The sequence below is a fragment of the Nitratireductor lacus genome (assembly GCF_056431025.1).
In genome coordinates, this window is record NZ_JBWKMB010000003.1 from 205,675 (window position 1) to 220,638 (window position 14,964).

The window sequence follows — 14,964 nt, forward strand, 5'->3', positions numbered from 1 at the left end:
ACCTATAGAGTCCGGCCGATGGCGAGGAACTTCTCGCGGCGATGCTCGCGGTAATCCATCTTGCCGCTGGCCATCTCGGCAAAACCCTTCTCGATCTGGTCGCCGGCCGCCGCGATCACCTTTTCCGGTGCGCGGTGCGCGCCGCCGATCGGCTCGGGGACAATGCCGTCGATCACTTTGAGGGTCATCAGGTCCTGCGCGGTGATCTTCATGTTGGTGGCCGCATCCTTGGCGCGTGCGGAGTCCCGCCACAGGATGGAGGCGGCCCCCTCGGGTGAAATCACCGAATAGATGGCGTGTTCCAGCATGTAGACCTGGTTGGCGGTGGCAATCGCAATTGCGCCGCCCGACCCGCCTTCGCCGATAACGACGGCGATGTTCGGAACCTTCAGGCCAAGGCATTTGGACGTTGACTGGGCGATGGCCTCCGCCTGCCCGCGTTCTTCCGCGCCAATGCCGGGATAGGCGCCGGTCGTGTCGACGATGCTGATCAGCGGGATGCCGAAACGGTCCGCCAGGTCCATCACACGCACCGCCTTGCGGTAGCCTTCGGGCCGGGCCATGCCGAAATTGTGCTTCAGCCGGCTCTGCGTGTCATTGCCCTTTTCCTGCCCGATCACCGCAACGGATTCGCCATTGAAACGTGCAAAGCCGGCGATCACCGCATTGTCTTCGCCATAGGCGCGGTCGCCGGCCAGCGGCGTGAAGTCGGTGAAGAGCCCGTGCACATAATCGAGGCAGTGCGGGCGGTCGGGATGGCGGGCCACCTGTGCCTTTTGCCAGGGCGTCAGAGACCGGTAGATTTCTACCAGTGCATCCTTGGAGCGCTTCTCAAGGCGTGCGATCTCATCGGCGACGTCCACCGCTTCGCCGCTTTCGGCGAGCTTTTTCAGTTCAAGGATCTGGCCTTCGAGATCGGCAACGGGCTTTTCAAAATCGAGATAGTTGTACATTCACTCGCCAAATCGAACACGAGACACTGCGATAGAGGCATCTCTGGGTTGAACACGGCCTGCCGCCGGTAATGTGACGCTCCACATAACGTTCATGAAGCTAATCGGCAAGCGGATGGTGCTTTTGAACCAGCTCGGCAAGGCGTTTTTCAAGCACATGCGTGTAGATTTGCGTCGTGGATATGTCCGAATGGCCGAGCAGTTCCTGCACGGCGCGCAGGTCCGCGCCGTTCTGCAGAAGATGGCTTGCAAAGGCGTGGCGCAGCACATGCGGCGAGATTTTTGCCGTGTCGATGCCCGCCCGCGCGGCGACCCCTTTCAATTCCCGTGCAAAGACCTGCCGTGGCAGGTGACCACTCTCGGAACCGGCGGGAAAGAGCCAGGTGCTTTCTGCCCGGGAGGGGTTTGCTTTTCGCACCGCGAGCCAGGCCTGCATGGCCGCGCGCGCCTTGCCTGAAAGCGGCACGATGCGCTCCTTGCCGCCCTTGCCGCGCACGGCGAAAAAGCGCTCGTCCCGCAGCGCAACCGTGACCGGCAGGCTCACCAGCTCCGAAACGCGCAACCCCGAGGCATAGAGCACTTCGAGCAGCGCATGGAGCCGTAATGCGGCAATGTGTTCCGGGGTGCCCGGGGCGGCTTCGCGAGCTTCCGTTTCAGCCCGTTCCAGCAGGTTTCCGGCCTCCTCCTCGCTCAGCGTCTTCGGCAGGCCGCGCCCCTTTTTCGGGCTGTCGAGCACGCCTGTCGGGTCATCGCCGCGCAGGCCTTCAGCATAGAGAAACTGGAAAAACTGCCTGAGCGCCGAGAGCTTGCGGGTCTGGGTCGTTGCCGCAAAACCCTGAGCGGAGAGGGCGGTGAGGAAATCGCGCAGATCGTCAGCACCGGCATCCTGCAGGGCCTGTCCCTTTGCTGCGATGTGCAGGGCGGCGTCTTCCAGGTCGCGGCGATAGGAGGCAAGCGTGTTGTCGCTGGCGCCGCGCTCGGCGGCCATCATCTCCAGAAAGGCCTCGATCCGCGCGCCGCTGCCGATCCGGGAGGTCATTGTGACGGGTTCAGTTTATCTGCCGGGATCCGCACGCTCATCTCGCCGGTCTGCGGTTCCACGAAGGTCACGAGGGCGACCATCGCACCATAAACCAGCCCGGCCAGCACCGCGATGATCATCAATAGCCGAAAAAGCGTCGGCATGCCTTCAATGCCCCATTCTGACTTCCCCTGCCCAGTCCGTTTATGGGATGCCGGTCTGTCGATTGCAAGCGGGTAACTGCGTTGCCTGCCTGTCAAGCGCTTGACGGATCATGGCTTTTGTGTCGAAACCGGCAGGCAGAGGCGCGAGCATGACAGTCACCGAAAACCTACCCGTTCCAGATATCGAAAATCTCGCCCACCGGCTTGGCAGGCGCTCGCTTGTGTTCGTCGGCCTGATGGGTGCCGGCAAGACGGTGATTGGCCGGCGTGTGGCCGATGCACTGAAGCTGCCCTTCATCGACAGCGATCACGAGATCGAGACCGTTTCGCGCATGACGGTGCCGGACCTGTTCGCGGCCTATGGAGAGAGCGAATTCCGCTCGCTGGAGCGTCGGGTGATCGCGCGTCTGCTTAAAAGCGGGCCGCGTGTCGTTTCCACCGGCGGCGGCGCGTTCATGAGCGCGCAGACACGGCGGGCCGTCGCGCGCCGCGGCATCTCGGTCTGGCTGAAGGCCGACCTGCCGACCCTGATGGAACGCGTCGGCCGCCGCTCCAACCGGCCGCTCCTGAACAATGACGATCCCGAAGGGGTCATGCGCCGCCTGATGGACGAGCGCTACCCGCTTTATGCCGAGGCCGACATCGTTGTTCACTCGCGCAACGAGGCCAAGGAGGTCATCGTCGCCGAGGTGATTGCCGCCCTTGACGACCATCTGCAGAACCAGGCCCCGAAAGGGGAGGACGAACGCCGGAAGGACACCCGATCATGAACGATGTGAATGCCGCGCCCGCCAAAGTGCATGTTTCGCTTGGCGCGCGCTCCTATGACATCCTGATCGGGCCGGACCTGCTTCGGCGGGCGGGTGCGGAGATCGCGCGCCGTCTTCCCGGCGTGCGCGCTGCCATCATCACCGACGCCAATGTCGCGGAAAATCACCTGGCGACGCTTCAGGGCAGTCTCGCTGACGCCGGCATCGAGGCGACCGCCATCACCGTTGCCCCCGGCGAGCGCTCGAAAAGTTTCGCAACGCTTGAAGAGGTGGTGTCCGGCATTCTCGATGCGCGGCTCGAGCGCGGCGACATCGTCATTCCGCTTGGCGGTGGCGTTGTGGGCGATCTGGCGGGCTTCGCTTCCGGCATCGTGCGGCGCGGCATGCACTTCGTGCAGGCACCCACCTCGCTGCTCGCCCAGGTGGACTCCTCCGTCGGCGGCAAAACCGGCATCAACACCGCCCATGGCAAGAACCTCGTCGGCGTGTTCCATCAGCCGCAGCTTGTCATTGCCGATACGGCGGTGCTCGACACGCTCTCGCCGCGCGAGTTCCGCGCGGGCTACGCCGAAGTCGCCAAATACGGCCTCATCGACCGGCCGGAGTTCTTTGCCTGGCTGGAGAAAAACTGGCAGGCGGTGTTTGCCGGCGGGTCCGAGCGGGTTGAGGCGATCGCGCAGTCCTGTCAGGCCAAGGCCGATGTGGTGGCCCGCGACGAGCTGGAAAAGGGCGACCGCGCACTGCTTAATCTCGGCCACACATTCGGTCACGCGCTGGAGGCAGCCACCGGTTATGACAGCGCGCGTCTTGTGCATGGCGAGGGCGTGGCCATCGGCATGGCTCTGGCGCATCGCTTCTCCACGCAGCTCAATCTGGCAAGCCCCGACGATGCCGAGCGCGTCGAGGCGCATCTCGCCGCTGTCGGCCTGCCGACCCGGCTTTCCGACGTGCCGGGGGGGCTGCCTGGCGCAGAACAGCTTTTGACCTATATCGCGCAGGACAAGAAGGTGTCGCGCGGCGCGCTCACCTTCATTCTCACCCACGGCGTCGGCCAGTCTTTCGTTGCGAAAGACGTGCCGACCAGCCAGGTCCTGTCCTTTCTTGAGGGAGCTCTTTCGCAATGACAGCCGAGATGTGGATCACTGGTGGAATCATTCTGGGCCTGATCTCGCTCTCCTTTCTCTTTTCGGGAACCGAGACAGGTATGACCGCCGTCTCGCGGGCAAGGCTCCATACGATGGAGGCAAATGGCGACGCACGCGCCGGCCTGGTCGACCGGCTGATCCAGCGGCGCGACCGGCTCGTCGGTGCGCTGCTGATCGGCAACAATCTGGTCAACATCCTCGCTTCGGCGCTGACGACCAGCCTGTTCCTGAAACTCTTCGGCGACGCTGGCGTGCTCTATGCCACCGTGATGATGACCGTTCTTCTTGTTATTTTCGCCGAGATCCTGCCCAAGTCCTGGGCGTTGGCGAAGCCGGAGCTTTTCGCACTCACCGTGTCGCCCTTCGCGCGCGTCGTGGTTCTTCTGTTCGGCTTCCTGTCGTCGCTCGCCAATGGCATCGTCCGGCTTCTTCTGGCCATCTTTGGCGTCGACCTGCAAAGCCGCGAATCGATGCTCTCAGCTCATGAAGAGCTGCGCGGCACCGTGGAGGTCCTGCACCGCGAGGGCGCTGTGGTCAAGCAGGATCGTGATCGCGTCGGAGGTCTGCTCGATCTGCATGAACTGGAAGTCTCCGACGTCATGATCCACCGCACCAACATGCGCTCGGTCAATGCGGATGAGGCGCCCGAAGTCGTGGTGCGCGAGATCCTTCAAAGCCCCTATACCCGCATCCCGATCTGGAAGGGCTCGACGGAAAACATTGTCGGCGTGGTCCACGCCAAGGACCTGCTGCGCGCATTGGGCGATGTGCAGAACGACTATACCAGGATCGACATCGCCAAAGTGGCGTCGAAACCATGGTTCGTGCCCGACACGACCACGCTGCAGGACCAGCTCAACGCCTTTCTGCGCCGCAAGGCGCACATCGCCATCGTTGTCGATGAGTATGGCGAGGTGGAGGGCCTGGTAACGCTCGAGGACATCATCGAGGAAATCGTCGGCGACATTGCCGACGAACACGATGTGGAGGTGCAGGGCGTCAAGCAGGAAGCAGACGGCTCCATCGTCGTGGAAGGTTCCGTGCCGATCCGCGACCTGAACCGCGCACTCGACTGGGACCTGCCGGACGAGGAGGCGACGACGATCGCGGGTCTCGTCATCCACGAGACCCAGACCATTCCGGACGAGAAGCAGGCGTTCACCTTCTTCGGCAAGCGCTTCATCGTCATGAAGCGTGACAAGAACCGCATCACAAGGCTGCGGATCAGGCCGCTGGGGTAACCGCCCGGTACTGCCGTATCACCAGCGCGTCGGCTCGCCCGGCGCTGCGGGCTCGATGGCCAGCGCGTGTACGGGGTCCTTGAGCTCTTCGGCAAGCAGTTCGTTGACCGCGCGGTGCCGCTCGACGCGGCTCATGCCGGCAAAGGCTTCTGCGACAATCCGCACACGAAAATGCGTCTCGCCGGTTCCGTCGAAATGCTCCTGATGGCCCGCGTGCAGGTGGCTTTCATTGATCACGGCAAGCCGCTCCGGCGAAAATGCGCTGGTCAGCTTGCTTTCTATCGTTGACTGGATGGACAATCGCGTCTCCTCACACCATATGGGGGACATCCCCAAATTCACGTTCGATTCAAGCGCTAGGTCGAACTTTGGCCAAAAGTCAATTCTTGTATCCCGGCGCTGAGCGGCCATACTTCCACACTGATTTGGTGACACGCAGTCCGATATGAAACCCTACTCGAAATATTTCGAGAAAATTCGCATTCGACCCGACCCGCAGGCGGAGGCGAAATCTCGCGCGCCACGCTGCCAGTGGGATGGCTGCGATGAGCCTGGCATGCATCGTGCGCCCGTGGGGCGTCACGCGGAGGGGCAGTATTTCCGCTTCTGCGTCGATCACGCACGGCAATACAACAAGGGTTACAACTACTTCTCGGGTCTCAGCGACACGGAAGTCGCGCGCTACCAGAAGGAAGCGCTGACCGGGCATCGCCCCACCTGGAAGATGGGCGGCAGTGGCGAGACGCGTGCAGCGGCCGATTTTTCGACCTATCGCTCGGGACGTGCTGCCTATCACAACCGGATGGGCGACCCGTTCAACATGTTCGGCGAGCAGCAGGCCGCGCGCAAGCCGCGCGAAAAGCGGCTGAAGCCGCTTGAGGCCAAGGCGCTGGAAACACTGGGCCTGGGGGCACAAGCGACTGGCGAACAGATCAAGTCGCGGTATAAGGATCTGGTGAAGCAGCACCATCCCGATGCGAATGGTGGCGACCGGGGTTCTGAAGACCGGCTCAGAAGCGTGCTTGAAGCATACCGTCTGTTGAAACAGGCGGGTTTCTGTTAAAGCGGGCGTCTGATAAGACGCGTTGAACAAAGTCTGATGAGACGCTCCGGAAAAACGAACAGTTCAAGCGATGCAGGCACGGGCCTGGCCGCTGGAGGCATGATGAACAAGATTGACCGCGATATCGCCAATTTGCCCGATACGACCGTTTCGGTGAAAGACACGTTCGGCTTTGAGTCCGACATGGTTGTGCCGGCCTATTCCGTGGCCGATTCCCACGTGCCGGATGTCGATCCCGACTATCTGTTCGACAAGCAGACGACGCTCGCCATTCTGGCAGGCTTTGCGCACAATCGCCGCGTGATGGTTGCCGGCTATCACGGCACCGGCAAGTCGACCCATATCGAGCAGGTGGCCGCCCGTCTCAACTGGCCCTGCGTCCGCATCAATCTCGATAGCCATGTCAGCCGTATCGACCTCGTCGGCAAGGACGCCATCGTCGTCAAGGAAGGCAAGCAGATCACCGAGTTCAAGGACGGCATCCTGCCCTGGGCCTACCAGCACAATGTCGCGCTCGTCTTCGATGAGTATGACGCCGGCCGCCCGGATGTGATGTTCGTCATCCAGCGCGTGCTGGAATCGTCGGGCCGCCTGACCCTGCTCGACCAGAGCCGCGTCATTCGTCCGCATCCTGCCTTCCGCCTGTTCGCCACCGCCAACACGGTCGGCCTCGGCGACACGACCGGCCTCTATCACGGCACGCAGCAGATCAACCAGGCGCAGATGGACCGCTGGTCCATCGTCACCACGCTCAACTATCTGCCGCATGACGATGAAGTCGCCATCGTTCAGGCCAAGAACAAGCACTTCCAGAACGAGAAGGGCCGCGAGACGATCTCGCGCATGGTTCGCGTTGCCGATTTGACGCGCTCGGCATTCATGAATGGCGACCTGTCGACCGTCATGAGCCCGCGTACGGTGATCATGTGGGCCGAAAACGCCGAGATCTTCGGCGATGTCGGCTTCGCCTTCCGCCTGACCTTCCTGAACAAGTGCGACGAACTGGAGCGGGCGCTTGTCGCCGAGTTCTACCAGCGCGCTTTTGGCGAGGAACTGCCGGAGAGCGCTGCCAACGTTGCGCTGAGCTAAAGCATTTTGCAGTCAGGTGGAAACACCTGACGTCCGCAGAAATGCGGAAAAACACACAGTTCCAGGAGGAACGGATGCGTTACCAGGGTGGATGTCATTGCGGCGCCGTGCGCTATAGCGCCGATGTCGATCTCAAGAATCCGATCACCTGCAATTGCTCCTATTGCAGCAAGCGCGGCAGCATTCTCGCCTTTACGCCGCTCGACAATTTCACTCTGGAAAAGGGCGATGACAGCCTGACGGAGTATCGCTTCAACACCGACACGATCGAGCATCTCTTCTGCTCAAGCTGCGGTATGGAATCCTTCGCGCGGGGCGCGATGCCGGACGGCACGAAAATGGCGGCGGTGAATGTGCGCTGCCTCGACGGTGTCGACCTCAACGGTCTCAAGCCGCAGGAATATGACGGCCGCGCCCGCTGAGCCGATCGCGAGAAAAGACGACCCGTGAGCCAGACCAACCGAAAGCCCGGACAACCCGCCGATGCACCGCTCGACCCGTTCAAGCGGGCCACCACTGCCTGCATGCGCGCCGTTGCCGGCGATCACGAGCTGGAGGTGTCCTTCTCCAAGGACAAGCCATCGCTCACGGGCAGCCGCGCGCGGCTTCCGGATCTGCCCAAGCGGGTGAGCGCCGAGGCGCTCACCGTCACGCGTGGCATTGGCGATTCCATGGCGCTGCGCCGTGCCTGCCACGACATCGACCTGCATCGTCGCCTCGCGCCGGAAGGCAATGAGGCGCGCGCCATTTATGATGCCGTCGAGCAGGCGCGCGTCGAGGCCATCGGTTCGCGCGCCATGCAGGGCATGGGCGACAACATCGCCGCCATGCTGCAGGACAAATATGAGCGCGCCAACCTCGCCGACGTGACCGAAAGGGCCGATGCGCCGCTTGAGGAGGCCATCGCGCTGATGGTGCGCGAAAAGCTCACGGGCCGCCCTGCGCCGAAGAGCGGCGAAAAGCTCGTGTCGCTCTGGCGCGACTGGGTCGAAGACAAGGCGTCAGCCGACATTGAGGCGCTTGCGAGCCAGATCGACGATCAGAACGGCTTTGCCCGCGCCGTGCGTGAACTCCTTTCCTCCATCGACCTTGGCGAGGACCTTGCCGAGGAGGAGCAGACCGAGGAAAGCGAGGAAGACAGCGACGCGCCCGAGGCCCAGGAACAGGCCGAGCAGAGCGAAGAGGACGAATCCGGCGGAGAAGAGAGCGAGGGCGAGGAATCCAGCGGCGAGAGCGAGGACACCGAGACCGGCGAAAGCGAAGCCGGCGATACCACCGCCGACGATGTTTCCGAGGATGACGAGCTCGATTCGGAAACGCCCGGAGAGGCGCGCCGTCCAGACAGCCCGTTCGACCAGGCCGCCCGCGATATCGACTACAAGGTTTTCACCACCGAGTTCGACGAGACCATCGGTGCCGAAGAGCTTTGCGACGAAGAGGAGCTCGACCGCCTGCGCGCCTTCCTCGACAAGCAGCTTGCCAATCTGCAGGGCGTGGTCGGGCGTCTGGCGAACCGGCTGCAGCGCCGCCTGATGGCGCAGCAGAACCGCTCCTGGGATTTCGATCTGGAAGAGGGCGTGCTCGACACGGCGCGTCTGGTGCGCCTTGTGATCGATCCCATGCAGCCGCTCTCCTTCAAGCAGGAGCGCGACACCAATTTCCGCGACACGGTGGTGACGCTGGTGCTCGACAATTCGGGCTCCATGCGCGGCCGGCCGATCACGGTGGCCGCCACCTGCGCCGACATTCTGGCCCGCACGCTGGAGCGCTGCGGCGTGCGCGTCGAAATCCTCGGCTTTACCACGCGTGCGTGGAAGGGCGGGCAGGCGCGCGAGAAATGGCTGAAGGATGGCAAGCCCGCCAATCCCGGCCGCCTGAACGATCTGCGCCACATCATCTACAAGAGCGCCGACGCGCCCTGGCGCCGCGCGCGGCGCAATCTCGGCCTGATGATGCGCGAGGGGCTTCTGAAGGAAAACATCGACGGCGAGGCGCTGTTGTGGGCGCACCAGCGCCTGATGGCGCGGCCCGAGCAGCGCAAGATCATGATGATGATTTCCGATGGCGCGCCGGTCGACGATTCCACCCTGTCGGTCAATCCCGGCAATTATCTGGAGCGGCATCTGCGCGGGGTCATCGATCTGATCGAGACCCGCTCGCCGGTCGAGCTTCTCGCCATCGGCATCGGCCACGACGTCACGCGCTATTATCGCCGCGCCGTCACCATTGTCGATGCCGAGGAACTGGCCGGCGCCATGACCGAGCAGCTAGCCTCGCTCTTCGAGGAAGAGGGCGCGCGCCGCGGCGGCGGCGCGGTGCGGCGTGCGGGCTAGTCTGCGTCCCTTGGGCCTGCGCCTGTTTCTTGCGGCGCTCACCCTTGCGATCGCCATCCCGGTAAAGGCTCAGGAACCGGCCATTCCCATGGCGGTCAATGCGGTGCCCATCCGCCATTTTGCCGTCGGTTCTCACGACACGCGTTTCGGACCGCTGGAGTTTGTCGGCGGTCTTTCCATGACCTCGCCGGTCGATCATTTTGGCGCGTTTTCGTCTTTTCGCTTCACCTCGCCCGGTGCCAGTCTCATCGGCGTTTCCGACACCGGCTTCTGGTTCTTCGGAACATTGACCCGGGATGCCGAGGGGCGTCCGTCCGGCTTTGCCGAGTTCTCCATGCAGCCCATGGTGGACGGCGACGGCAACTCCACCCGCGAGAAATGGACCACCGATGCCGAAGGCATTGCCGTCAGGGGCGAACTGGCGACGGTGAGCTTCGAGCGCGTTCAGCGCATTGCCGAGTTCGAGATCGAGCGCGATGCCATGGGGGCTGCCATCCGCGATCTGGACTATCTCGTTCCGCGAGAGGAGTTGCGCAGCAATCGCGGCTTCGAAACCATCGCCTATGCGCCGCCGGGCGGGCGGCTGGACGGGGCGCGTGTCGTCGTTGCCGAGCGCAGCATCGATGAGGATGGCAATTGCTTTGCCGCCATTCTCGAAGGGCCGATGAAGGGCGTCTTCACCGTCGCACGCTCCGAGGGTTTCGACATCACCGATGGCGCGTTTCTGCCCGATGGCGATCTGCTTCTGCTGGAGCGCCGCTTCACCTTCGCCAGCGGTGTGGCCATGCGCATTCGCCGGATCGATAGCGCAACCATTGCGCCGGGCAGGGTGGCCGACGGCCCGGTGCTCTTCACCGCCGGCATGGATCATCAGATCGACAATATGGAAGCGCTCGATGTCTGGCAGCGCGCCGATGGCGCGACCATGGTCTCGCTCATGTCCGACGACAACCACTCGCTCCTGCAGCGCAATCTCTATCTGGAGTTTCGGCTGCTTGGGGAGTGAGTGGCGCCCTATGGCACCAAGCACCCTCGCCCTTCGCCTTTCGGCAAGCTCAAGAAGCTCAGGATGAGGGCTACTTGAGCGTCGCCGCACGAAGCAACTGCTGAAACACGCGAGCATATCAACAGCCCTCATCCTGAGCTTCTTGAGCTTGCCGAAAGGCGAAGGGCGAGGGCGCCTGGCTCAACCCTCTCAGCCGCTGCGCTTCGCCTGCGTTGCCACTTCGTCCACCGCCTGACCATTCGCGCTGAGCACCACGCCAAACAGCGCCTCGGCCTCGTCCGCCGTGTAATATCCGAGCGCTACGTCCCGCAAAACCTTCTCCGGCGCGCGCTTCAGCGGATCGCCATAGCCGCCGCCGCCCGGCGTGCCGACACAAACCCGGTCACCGGCTTTCAGCGGAATATCCTGTTCCTTGGAAAGATGCGGCGGCACATGGGCGCTGCCATCGCGCCACACCGTCACCTCGTTCACCCTGCCGTCCCTGCCGCCGAGCACGCCCTGCGGGCCGGTGCAGCCGTGGTCCATCACGAAGGAGGCGCGGGCGTCGCCGCGCAGAAGCTCCACCTCATAGGAAAGGCCGAACCCGCCGCGATGCTCGCCGGCACCGCCGGAGCCCTCGCGCAGCGCATAGCGCCGGTAGAGCACGGGGAAGGCCTGTTCCATCACCTCCACCGGAGGTGATTTCGAGATGCCGATGGTGGAGCACCCATTGGTCAGCCCGTCATGGTCGGCATTGCCGCCATAGCCGCCGCCGGAAATCTGGTACATCACGAAATCGCGCCCACGCGCCGGGTCATGCCCGCCAAGCGCAAAATTTCCGCTGGAGCCGGCAGGCGCGGCGGTGACCTTTTCCGGCAGAGCCTTCACCATGGCGGCGAACACGGCCTCGGCAATGCGCTGCGAAACCTCTGCCGCACAGCCCGAGACCGGGCGCGGATAGCGCGCATCAAGAAACGTGCCCTCCGGCCGATTGATGATCAGCGGCTCGAACGCGCCGGCGCTCAGTGGCACTTCGGGAAAGATGTGGCGCATGGCCAGATAGACGGAGGAAAGCGTTGTCGCGAGCACGCTGTTCATTGGCCCAATGCAGGGCGGGCTCGATCCTTCGAAATCGAAGGTCAGCGTGTCGCCCTTCTTTTCGATGGCCAGCGCGATGATCAGCGGTTCGTCCACCACGCCGTCGGAATCCACGAAAGCCTCGCCGCGATAAACCCCGTCGGGGATCGGCGCGATCAGCGCGCGCATCTGTGTCGCCGCGCGGGTGCGCAGTTCGGCGATGGCCTGCCGCACCGTCTCGTCGCCATAGCGGTCGAGCACCTGCGTCAGCCGCTCGGCACCCACTTCCAAAGCCGCGCCCTGCGCGCGAATATCGCCGATGCGCTGGTCGGCAACGCGGATGTTGGAGCAGATGATCGCGTAGATTTCCGGGTCGAGTTCGCCCTTCTTGAAAAGCTTCACCGGCGGCAGGCGCAGCCCTTCCTGTTCCACCGCGGTGGCGGAGGCGGAAAAGCCGCCGGGAACCGCGCCGCCAATGTCCGGCCAGTGGCCGGTGTTGGAAAGCCAGCAGAAGATTTTCCCATCGCGCCACACGGGCATGGCGAAGCGCACATCCATGAGATGCGTGCCGCCGAGATACGGGTCGTTGACGATGTAGATGTCGCCGGGTTCGGGCGCTGCCGTCTCGCCACCCGCGATGCGCTCGATGAGCGTGCGCGTGGAATATTGCATCACGCCGACAAAGACCGGCAGACCGGCTGAGCCCTGCGCAATCAGCGCGCCATCCTCGGCGGCGTAGATGCCGTCCGAACGGTCGTTTGCCTCGGCGATGACGGGCGAGAAGGCGGCGCGCGAGAAGGTCAGGTCCATCTCGTCGCACACCTGCTGTAGCGCCGCCTGGATCACAGAGAGCGTTATGGCGTCGAGAGAAGAGGTGTCGTTCATCGGCCCGCTCCCACCGTGATGATGATGTTCCCATCGGCATCGGATGCGGCCCGGTCGCCGGGTTCGATCACAGTTGTCGTGTCGAGTTGTTCAAGGATCGCCGGTCCCTCGATCACCGCATCGAGCGGCAGCTTTTCGCGGGCATAGACCGGCGTGTCGTGCCAGTCGCCGGCAAACCAGACCTGTCGTTTTTCGTTCAGCGCTTCGGCCAGCGTTGCCACACGTCCCGCCGGGTCGATCAGGCTGGCAAGATCGATATCGGCGCGCACACCGATCACGGACGTGTTGAGATTGACGAGATTGGCGCGGATCTCCGGCAGCCGCACCTTGAAGCGTTTGTAATAGGCGTCCTCGAAAAGCGTCTGCAGCGTGTCCCGATCGATCTCGGGGCCGGGCAGCGGCACATTGATGAGATGCGTCTGCCCGACAAACTGCATGTCCGCCGTGTGCACGCATTCGATGCGTTCCGGCTGCACCGTCTCTTCCGCGATCAGCGCCTCGCCCTCGGCGCGCTGCTCTTCGAGCACGCTTTTGACCAGCGCCACGTCGAGGCTCGCGACAGGCCGGTTCACCGTGCGCACGAAATCGTGCCTGAGGTCCGCCACCACGCAGCCAAGCGCGTTGGTGATGCCGGGGCGCGCCGGCACCATCACGCGCGGAATGCCCAGTTCGCGGGCAAGGGCCGCCGCGTGCAGCGGCCCCGCGCCGCCAAAGGCAAACAGCGCAAAGTCGCGCGGGTCGTGCCCCTTGCCGAGCGAAACCATGCGGATCGCGCCCGCCATCTTGATATTGGCGATCTGCAGCACCGCTCCCGCCGCTTCCACGCCGGAAAGTCCCAGACGGCTTCCAAGCCTGTCTGCAAAGATCGCCTCCACATCGGAAACGGAAACCGGATTGTCGACCGAGAGAAGTTTTTTCGAGTTCAGCCGGCCCAGAAGAAGATTGGCGTCGGAGATGGTCGGCTCCGTGCCGCCACGGCCATAGCAGATCGGGCCGGGCTTTGCGCCCGCACTCTGCGGCCCCACTTCCAGAAGCCCCGCATCGTTGACGCGCGCGATCGAGCCGCCGCCGGCACCGACTGTATGCACGTCCACCATGGGCACGTGGATCGGCATGGCATATTCCACCTCGATCTCGTTGGAGACGGCAGGCTGCGCCCCGCGCACCAGCGCCACGTCGGTGGAGGTGCCGCCCATATCGTAGGTGATGAGATTGTCGACGCCCGCCCGCCGCGCGGTAAAGGCGGCGGCCATCACGCCCGAGGCCGGGCCGGACATCACCGTCTTGGCGGCCTCACGGGCCACATGGGCAGCCGAAATCATGCCGCCATTGCCGTTCATCACCAGAAAGTCGCGCGCATAGCCGAGCTCTCGCAGCTCATTGGAAAGCCGGGCGACATAGCGCTCCAGGATCGGCTGCACCGAGGCGTTGACGGCGGCCGTCACGCCGCGCTCGAATTCGCGCGCTTCCGACAGAAGTGCATGTCCAGTGGTGATGTAATTGTTGGGCCAGATCTCGGCGGCGATTTCGGCAGCGCGCTTCTCATGCGCCGGGTTCGCATAGGCATGCAGGAAGTGGATCACCAGCGAAACGCAGCCCGCTTCGAGCAGCGCCTTCACCGCCGCGCGCACGCCATCCTCATCGACCGGTGTGAGCACATTGCCGGCGGCGTCCATGCGCTCATCCACTTCGAGCCGCAGGTTGCGCGGCACCACCGGAGTGAAGGTTCCTGTCATGCCATAGGCCTGTGGCCGTGTGCGGCGGCCAAGCTCGATGATGTCGCGGAAACCGGCGGTGGTGATCATGCCGGTTCTGGCAAGCTGCCGCTCCAGCACCGCATTGGTCGTGGTGGTCGTGCCATGCACGATCAGGCCGATCTCGGAGGCCGGAACCTCCGTCTCGCGGATGGCGTTGACGACGCCGAAGGCCTGGTTCTCGATGGTGGTCGGGGTCTTGGCGACACACACACGAGGCCCCATATCCGACCCTTCGCGTGTGTCGATCAGGATCAGGTCAGTGAAGGTGCCGCCCACATCGATGCCGGCGACCACAGAACCCGAATTGATGCCTTTTTTCTCATTCATTGGGAAAATCCGGAATGCGAAACCTTTTTTGACCCGACGATATGAAATAGGTGTCGAACGCTCGAAACTTGACGTCAAATTCATTTGTATACTAATAATCTCGGTAGGCAAGAGCCGCCATTAATGCCGTGATTTGAGTTTGCGTCCGCACCCG

14 protein-coding genes are annotated in these 14,964 nt (G+C 63.4%); 8 read left to right on the plus strand and 6 right to left on the minus strand.

The window, feature by feature from the left end:
• Window positions 1-2: 2 nt before the first annotated feature.
• From AC07E3_RS04085 to AC07E3_RS04095, 3 genes are all read right to left on the minus strand, one after another.
• Complete coding sequence (locus AC07E3_RS04085) at window positions 3-953, minus strand: acetyl-CoA carboxylase carboxyltransferase subunit alpha (RefSeq protein ID WP_478360376.1); 951 nt, start codon at window positions 951-953, stop codon at window positions 3-5.
• 100 nt (window positions 954-1,053) lie between these two features.
• Complete coding sequence (locus tag AC07E3_RS04090; RefSeq protein WP_336070476.1) at window positions 1,054-1,980, minus strand: site-specific tyrosine recombinase XerD; 927 nt, start codon at window positions 1,978-1,980, stop codon at window positions 1,054-1,056.
• Between the two features lie 8 nt (window positions 1,981-1,988).
• Window positions 1,989-2,138, minus strand: a complete 150-nt coding sequence (locus AC07E3_RS04095) for a hypothetical protein (protein WP_007010270.1) — start codon at window positions 2,136-2,138, stop codon at window positions 1,989-1,991.
• Between the two features lie 149 nt (window positions 2,139-2,287).
• Here AC07E3_RS04095 and AC07E3_RS04100 point away from each other — a divergent pair, with 149 nt between their 5' ends.
• Genes AC07E3_RS04100 through AC07E3_RS04110 form a run of 3 tightly spaced genes read left to right on the plus strand, consistent with a single transcriptional unit; the run spans window position 2,288 to window position 5,294 of the window.
• Complete coding sequence (locus tag AC07E3_RS04100; protein WP_478360377.1) at window positions 2,288-2,908, plus strand: shikimate kinase; 621 nt, start codon at window positions 2,288-2,290, stop codon at window positions 2,906-2,908.
• Window positions 2,905-4,032, plus strand: coding sequence for a 3-dehydroquinate synthase (gene aroB, locus AC07E3_RS04105; protein WP_478360378.1), 1,128 nt, complete (start codon window positions 2,905-2,907; stop codon window positions 4,030-4,032). The genes AC07E3_RS04100 and aroB overlap by 4 nt, the downstream gene beginning before the upstream one ends.
• A complete protein-coding gene (locus tag AC07E3_RS04110) occupies window positions 4,029-5,294 on the plus strand; it encodes an HlyC/CorC family transporter (protein ID WP_336070099.1) in 1,266 nt (421 codons plus the stop codon). Before aroB ends, AC07E3_RS04110 begins: the two co-directional genes overlap by 4 nt.
• Window positions 5,295-5,312: 18 nt before the next feature.
• Here AC07E3_RS04110 and AC07E3_RS04115 read toward each other — a convergent pair whose 3' ends face one another.
• The gene (locus AC07E3_RS04115; RefSeq protein ID WP_025029548.1) at window positions 5,313-5,594 is read right to left on the minus strand and encodes a BolA family protein; all 282 of its coding nucleotides are present in this window, start codon (window positions 5,592-5,594) and stop codon (window positions 5,313-5,315) included.
• A 145-nt stretch (window positions 5,595-5,739) separates the two neighbouring features.
• Here AC07E3_RS04115 and AC07E3_RS04120 point away from each other — a divergent pair, with 145 nt between their 5' ends.
• The 5 genes from AC07E3_RS04120 (at window position 5,740) to AC07E3_RS04140 (ending at window position 10,785) form a co-directional block, all read left to right on the plus strand.
• On the plus strand, window positions 5,740-6,357 hold the full coding sequence (locus AC07E3_RS04120; protein ID WP_090328565.1) for a J domain-containing protein: 618 nt from the start codon (window positions 5,740-5,742) through the stop codon (window positions 6,355-6,357).
• 102 nt (window positions 6,358-6,459) lie between these two features.
• Window positions 6,460-7,446 carry a cobaltochelatase subunit CobS gene (gene cobS / locus AC07E3_RS04125; RefSeq protein WP_336070100.1) on the plus strand — a complete coding sequence of 329 codons (987 nt, stop codon included), beginning with the start codon at window positions 6,460-6,462 and terminating at the stop codon, window positions 7,444-7,446.
• Window positions 7,447-7,520: 74 nt separating this feature from the next.
• A complete protein-coding gene (locus AC07E3_RS04130; RefSeq protein WP_478360379.1) occupies window positions 7,521-7,868 on the plus strand; it encodes a GFA family protein in 348 nt (115 codons plus the stop codon).
• Between the two features lie 24 nt (window positions 7,869-7,892).
• Window positions 7,893-9,779, plus strand: a complete 1,887-nt coding sequence (gene cobT / locus AC07E3_RS04135; RefSeq protein WP_478360380.1) for a cobaltochelatase subunit CobT — start codon at window positions 7,893-7,895, stop codon at window positions 9,777-9,779.
• Between the two features lie 88 nt (window positions 9,780-9,867).
• Window positions 9,868-10,785 (plus strand): esterase-like activity of phytase family protein, encoded by a 918-nt coding sequence (locus tag AC07E3_RS04140; RefSeq protein ID WP_478360403.1) that lies wholly within the window; start codon window positions 9,868-9,870, stop codon window positions 10,783-10,785.
• A 189-nt stretch (window positions 10,786-10,974) separates the two neighbouring features.
• Here AC07E3_RS04140 and AC07E3_RS04145 read toward each other — a convergent pair whose 3' ends face one another.
• Together AC07E3_RS04145 and AC07E3_RS04150 are read right to left on the minus strand one after the other, a co-directional pair.
• Complete coding sequence (locus tag AC07E3_RS04145; protein ID WP_478360381.1) at window positions 10,975-12,726, minus strand: hydantoinase B/oxoprolinase family protein; 1,752 nt, start codon at window positions 12,724-12,726, stop codon at window positions 10,975-10,977.
• Window positions 12,723-14,810, minus strand: a complete 2,088-nt coding sequence (locus tag AC07E3_RS04150; protein WP_478360382.1) for a hydantoinase/oxoprolinase family protein — start codon at window positions 14,808-14,810, stop codon at window positions 12,723-12,725. Before AC07E3_RS04150 ends, AC07E3_RS04145 begins: the two co-directional genes overlap by 4 nt.
• Window positions 14,811-14,964: the final 154 nt, after the last annotated feature.

What these genes read in the sequence shown, in the direction of transcription:
- AC07E3_RS04110 (WP_336070099.1), top strand. Translation starts at nt 4,029, where the DNA reads ATGACAGCCGAGATGTGGATCACTGGTGGAATCATTCTGGGCCTGATC.
- AC07E3_RS04100 (WP_478360377.1), top strand. Translation starts at nt 2,288, where the DNA reads ATGACAGTCACCGAAAACCTACCCGTTCCAGATATCGAAAATCTCGCC.
- AC07E3_RS04085 (WP_478360376.1), bottom strand. Translation starts at nt 953, where the DNA reads ATGTACAACTATCTCGATTTTGAAAAGCCCGTTGCCGATCTCGAAGGC.
- AC07E3_RS04130 (WP_478360379.1), top strand. Translation starts at nt 7,521, where the DNA reads ATGCGTTACCAGGGTGGATGTCATTGCGGCGCCGTGCGCTATAGCGCC.
- AC07E3_RS04120 (WP_090328565.1), top strand. Translation starts at nt 5,740, where the DNA reads ATGAAACCCTACTCGAAATATTTCGAGAAAATTCGCATTCGACCCGAC.
- AC07E3_RS04150 (WP_478360382.1), bottom strand. Translation starts at nt 14,810, where the DNA reads ATGAATGAGAAAAAAGGCATCAATTCGGGTTCTGTGGTCGCCGGCATC.
- AC07E3_RS04145 (WP_478360381.1), bottom strand. Translation starts at nt 12,726, where the DNA reads ATGAACGACACCTCTTCTCTCGACGCCATAACGCTCTCTGTGATCCAG.
- aroB (WP_478360378.1), top strand. Translation starts at nt 2,905, where the DNA reads ATGAACGATGTGAATGCCGCGCCCGCCAAAGTGCATGTTTCGCTTGGC.
- AC07E3_RS04095 (WP_007010270.1), bottom strand. Translation starts at nt 2,138, where the DNA reads ATGCCGACGCTTTTTCGGCTATTGATGATCATCGCGGTGCTGGCCGGG.
- AC07E3_RS04140 (WP_478360403.1), top strand. Translation starts at nt 9,868, where the DNA reads ATGGCGGTCAATGCGGTGCCCATCCGCCATTTTGCCGTCGGTTCTCAC.
- cobS (WP_336070100.1), top strand. Translation starts at nt 6,460, where the DNA reads ATGAACAAGATTGACCGCGATATCGCCAATTTGCCCGATACGACCGTT.